At 75.3% G+C, this 5,313-nt stretch carries 4 protein-coding genes; all 4 read right to left on the bottom strand.

Annotated features, from left to right (window positions below):
- A partial coding sequence (locus tag C1J00_RS37730; protein WP_245936666.1) for an ABC transporter transmembrane domain-containing protein occupies positions 1-1,006 on the bottom strand: 1,006 nt, incomplete at its 3' end.
- A complete protein-coding gene (locus C1J00_RS37735) occupies positions 1,003-2,742 on the bottom strand; it encodes an ABC transporter ATP-binding protein/permease (protein WP_102913416.1) in 1,740 nt (579 codons plus the stop codon). The genes C1J00_RS37735 and C1J00_RS37730, both read right to left, overlap by 4 nt.
- A complete protein-coding gene (locus C1J00_RS37740; protein ID WP_245936667.1) occupies positions 2,739-3,893 on the bottom strand; it encodes a nitroreductase family protein in 1,155 nt (384 codons plus the stop codon). Before C1J00_RS37740 ends, C1J00_RS37735 begins: the two co-directional genes overlap by 4 nt.
- An 11-nt stretch (positions 3,894-3,904) precedes the next feature.
- On the bottom strand, positions 3,905-5,284 hold the full coding sequence (locus C1J00_RS37745) for a YcaO-like family protein (protein ID WP_102913418.1): 1,380 nt from the start codon (positions 5,282-5,284) through the stop codon (positions 3,905-3,907).
- Positions 5,285-5,313 lie beyond the last annotated feature (29 nt).

A 5,313-nucleotide genomic window follows, 5' to 3' on the forward strand; every position in this document is an offset into this window, starting at 1 on the left:
GTGCGAGAGCGGGGGCCTTGACGGCGGCATCGACGCGGGAGGCAGCGGCGCGCAGAGCCACGGCCTGGCTGAGAGCACGGGCCGACTCGGCGACCGGACCGAGGACGGAAAGGGCCAGGGCCATCGCAGCCGGGGCCCAGGCACCGTGCAGCCGTCCGGAGGTCATCGACTGCGCCGCCGCGGCGACCACGCCGAGGACCGCGACCACGATGAGGAGGTCGCGGACCGCGGCGGCGACGGCCTCCCAGGTGGCTTCGGCGCGCTGCGCGTCACCCACCTGCCGCCCCCGCTCCGCGAGCTTGCGGCGGTGCTCGGTCAGGGCGCCGAAGGCGAGCAGTTCGCGCAGCCCGTCGACGGTCTCCACCGTGTCGGCCGACAGCCCGGCCACGGCCGTCCGGGTGCGACCGCCGCGTGCCGTGCGCGCGCGGGCGTCCGCGAAGGGCGCCGCGGCGAGCAGGGCCGCGACCGGCAGCACGGCCGTCAGCATCCACGGCTCCACCGTGGTAAGGACCATGGAACCGCCGGTGAAGACCGTTCCTGCCGCCAGCAGTTGGGCGGTGGTGTGGGCGTAGAAGAACTCCAGGGCCTCCACGTCGGCCATGGCCGTGGCGGAGAGGTCGCCGCTGCGCCGCCCCGCGACCCGGGCGGGAGCGCTCCGGGCCAGGCCGTCGAAGACGCGCACCCGCAGTACGGCCAGCACCCGGTAGGCCAGGTCGTGCGAGAGGTCCATCTCCCGCCAGGTCATCAGGGCGCGTACGAGGACCAGGGCGACGAGCGCGGTGACGGTGCCGGCCGAGGGGGCGTGCCCTTCGATGACGGCGGTGCCCACGGTGTGTGCGGCCAGGGTGAGCAGTGCGACGAGGGAGCCCTGCTCGAGGAGCGCGGCGGCACAGGTACGAGCCGTCATGGCGCGGTGTGCGGCGAGGGCGGGGAGGAGGGCGCGCAGTGCGCCTCGCGCCGGTACGTCCGCGTCGGTGGTGGCAGTGGCGGCGGCGGTGGTACTCATGCGGCGCGTTCTCCTCGGTGGGCGCGGCCGGCCTCGACGAGCCGCGCGTAGACGCCGCCGGCCTCGACCAGGTCGGAGTGGTCCCCCACGGCGTCCACCCGTCCTTGGTCGAGGACGACGATGCGGTCGGCGTGCCGGACGGCGGCCAGCCGGTGGGCCACCACCAGGACGGTCCGGCCGCTCGCGGCGTTCATCAGTTCCCGGACGATGTCCGCCTCCCGGCGTTCGTCGACGGCGCTCGTGGCCTCGTCGAGGACGAGGACCGGGGAGTCGGCCAGCAGGGCACGCGCGAGGGCGAGCCTCTGACGCTGGCCGCCGGAAAGGGTGGCGCCGCGCTCGCCGAGGACGGTGGCGTAGCCGTCGGGGAGGGTGGCGATCTCGTCATGGACACCGGCGACGCGCGCCGCCCGGGTCAGGTCGTCGTCCGTCGCGTCCGGCCGGGCCAGACGCAGGTTGTCGGCGATGGTTGCGTGGAAGAGGTACGTCTCCTGCGAGACAACGGCGATGCCCTGCCGCAGCGAGTCGAGCGCGTACTCGGCCGTAGGGCGCCCGTCGAGGGTGATCCGGCCCTCCTGCGGGTCGTGGTGGCGCAGGAGCAGGGCCAGCAGTGTGGATTTGCCCGCGCCGGACGGGCCGACGATCGCGGTCGTCCGTCCCGCCTGCGCGGTGAACGAGACGCCGTCCAGGGCCGGGGACGGCGCGTCGTCGTAGGTGAACCGGACATTGTGAAAGCGCAGTTCGGGCGGAGCCTGCCGGTGCGCGGAGACCGTTCCGGTGTCCTCGACCGCCGGCTCGGTCGTGCGCAGGGCCGCGAGCCCGTCGGCGGCCGAGACTCCGAGGTATCCGGCGTGCCACTCGCGGGCGAGGTCGCGGACGGGGCGGAAGCACTCCGAGGCCAGCAGCAGCACCAGATACGTGCCGGTCGCCGTGGTGGATCCGCTGACGGCCGACCAGCACGCCAGGAGGGCCGCGGCGGCGGTGCCGCCCTGGATGGCGAGGTCGGTGATGCCGGTGTCGACCAGGGACACCCGCAGTTTCGCGACGGTCGCCCGGTGCAGCGCCGCCGACCGCTCCTCCAGGCGCGAACGGGTACGGCCGACCGCGCCGGCTGCACGCAGGGCGGGCATGCCCTGGAGCGCCTCCAGGTAGTCGGCGCCCAGTCCTTCGTAGGTGTCCCAGTGCTCCTTGCCGCGGGCGGCGAGGAGCCGGTCCCAGGCGCGTGGCCCGGCCAGGGCGAGGAGCAGGGCGGGGACGAGGCCGAGCAGGGCCCGCGGTTCGACCACGGCCAGGGCGGCCAGGACGAGGGGCGGCACGGTGAGGGTGATCAGGAGCTGGGGCAGGTATCGGGAGACGTAGGCGTCGACGCCCTCCACCCCGTCGACGAGGGTGGTGCGGACGGCTCCGGCGCGTGCGGTGGTCAGGTGAGCGGGCCCCAGCCGGCCCAGGTGGGCCAGGAGTTCGTCCCGCAGGGCGACCCTGACCCGGGCTCCGGCACGGGTGGCTGTGCGTCGCTGCCACAGGGTGAGACCGGCACGCGCGGCGACGACGGCGAGCACGGCGGCCAGCAGCCACGGGAGCCGGCCGGTCTCGCCGCGGGCCAGGCCGGCGAGAGCGAGGGCCAGCAGTGCGGCCTGAGCCAGGTGGGTGAGGGTGACGGCGCCCTGCAGGAGGGTGGCCGCGAGCAGGGGGCGCCGTGCGGGACGGGCGGCGCGGCGCAGCTCGGGATGGACGATCACGTGGTGTTCTCCTCGTCGGCGTGACGGGTGCCGAGGGCCAGGGCGTGGACGACCCAGTCCCGGCCCGGGGCGGCGCCGAGCGCGGCGCCGAGGTCCGCCTGCTGCCACGAGCCGACGGGGCGAGCCGCCAGCCCGTGGCGCAGGGCGGTGACATGGGCCAGGTGGACGGCGAAGCCGGCCCGCAGATGGGCGCGGCGGATGTGCGCGGCGTCGGCGTCCGCGGGGCAGCCGTGGGCGAGCAGGACGGCGCCCGCGTTCGCGATCCACGCCTGGCACGCGGCCCAGGCGGCGAGTGTCTGGCGGGCCTCTCCTGCCGCGTACCGCCGCAGGGTCGCGCCGTCGGGTGTCAGTTCCATGAGGCCGGGCCGGGGCGGGCCGACCGCGGCGCACCAGCGCAACAGATCGCCGTTGCCGGCCCGTTCGGCGGTGGCCAGGACTGCCCGCAGTGAGCCGTGGGAAGGGGCGCCCGGCAACGGCGGTGGGGTACTGCGGCGGGCCAGTAGTTCGGCCGGGGTGGGCGTACCCCCGGACGGTTCCGGGACGTGGGGGCTGACTGCCGGGTGCATCGGGCTCCGCCCGTCGGGCGGCGGGATGCGGACGACGGCCAAGGGATTCTCGGTGAGTCCGTCCAGCCGTGCCTCGGGCTCGCCCGCGCCCAGTGCGCGGGCCGCCAGGAACAGCGCCGCGGCGGCGTGCCCGGTGTCCAGCAACAGAAGGGGCCAGGCTCGGTGGCCGTAGTGGGAGGCCGTGCGCCGTGCGGTGACGGAGAGTTCGGCCGTCATGCCTGGCGGCGTGTCGTCGGAAGGCAGACCAACGCGGTGGACGCGGTGGCGCAGCGGGTCGTAGCCGTAGCGGCCGGGCGGCAGGGAACAGCCGGCGCCCACGACCAGTTCGGCGTCCACCGGGTGCAGCGCACCCGCGGAGGGCGCGGGCCTGAGGCGTCCGGAGGCGTCCGAGGCCGCCAGGGACAGACGCAGCAGGGCCTGCAGATCGAGGTCCGCCGGGCCTGCCTCCGGAATCGGAAGCGGCGGCCCCGGCCAGGGCCGGACGGCGGTCCCGGCGGGCGTGTCGGGGCCGGGACGCTCCGGGGAGCGGGCGCGGGCTAGGGCGGCGACGAGGTCCACCGGGCAACCCTCGCGGAGGTCTTCCACGGGTGCGGCCCTCACATGTGCGGCGGAGGCGCCAGCATGAAGTCCTCCGGCGCGCTCGGCGCGGTCGTGCGCCATCCGCGCGCGACGGCGGCCCCGGCGAGGCGCGGGCAGCCGAAGTAGCCGAAGGCGGCGGGGGCGTTGGGCAGGAGCCCCGAGACGAGGACCCGGGCGACGCGCAGCGATGTCTCAGCCACGTCCTCGGTGGTGAGGTCGAAGGTCATGACACGGTGACCGCCTGCGCGCAGCGTGCTCTCCAGCCGCTCCCGGCTGCCGGGCTCGACCGCGTCGACGGACACGGTCCCGAGCGCGGGCGCGGTGAAGCGTTGGGCCTCGGCCGCCATCCGTTCGTCCAGCCACACCTGCACGTGCGCACCCAGGTCCCGCACGTGCTCGAACTGCTCGCCGCACACATCGAGATAGCGGGCGTCGGCCCGGTGCTCCAGGTACAGGCCGCGCGCCAGCAGCCCGGCCTCGACGGCCTGGAACACCCAGCCGTCGGCGTCGGTCAGGCCCTGGGTGAAGACCCAGGTGTGGACGGCTTCCAGGACGGCCTTGCGGGCAGCCTCGGCCGGGTCGTACTTGCAGGCGAACCCGGCGGCGTACAGGCCGAGGCGCGGGTCGTGCACGAGCGCGGCCATGCAGGGGGCGAACTCCGAGCGCATCTCCACGATGTGGACGTCGAGCGCGGAGCCGGCGAGGTCGACGGCGAGGCCGGGCACGCTCGCCGGGTCGATTCCCCGGGCCGGGCCGTCGAGATGCCACCACAGTTCCAGGGCGTCCCGTTCGACGATCTCCAGCAGGCCGCGCTCGACGGCGTCGTCGAGGCCCTGACCGGTGGCGATCCCGGCGTAGTTGAGATGGTGGGTGCGGGGCAGCTCGCGCAAGGCGCCCTGGCGCCAGTTGAGGTGGGTGAGGGCGACAGGCGCCCAGACCTCCGTCGTCCGCCCGCCGGGCAGCGACTCGTTGCCCCGCGTCCACAGGGCAGGGGTGTCGGAAACGAGGGGGCGGTAGGGGAACTTCTCCCGGGCGTACTGCCAGTCGGCGTACGTGGGCAGGTCTCTGGGGCCGTAGATCCGCAGGCCCTTCTCGGCCAGTTCGGCTGCGGTGGCGCGCACGGGGGCGTCCGGATGGCCGGGGGGCGGCACGCGGTTGCCGCAGTACCGCTCTATCCCCTCGGCTATCGCGGCGACGCGGGCCTGGCCGGGGTCACCGAAGGTGGTTCCGAGGGAGACCCGGTCGGCGGGCCACAGGCCGTGTCTGCGGGCGTCGGATATCTCGGCCGTGAGCGCGGTGTAGCGGGGTGGGGCGCCCACGGGGTGCTCGACGGGCTTGACCTTGCGGATGATGCCGCAAACGGGGTCGACGAGTGCTTCCAGCGGCAGCGTCGTCATCGCAGGATCTCCTCGGCGGGGTCGGTGGG

This window comes from Streptomyces cahuitamycinicus (assembly GCF_002891435.1).
Classification (GTDB): Bacteria; Actinomycetota; Actinomycetes; order Streptomycetales; family Streptomycetaceae; genus Streptomyces; species Streptomyces cahuitamycinicus.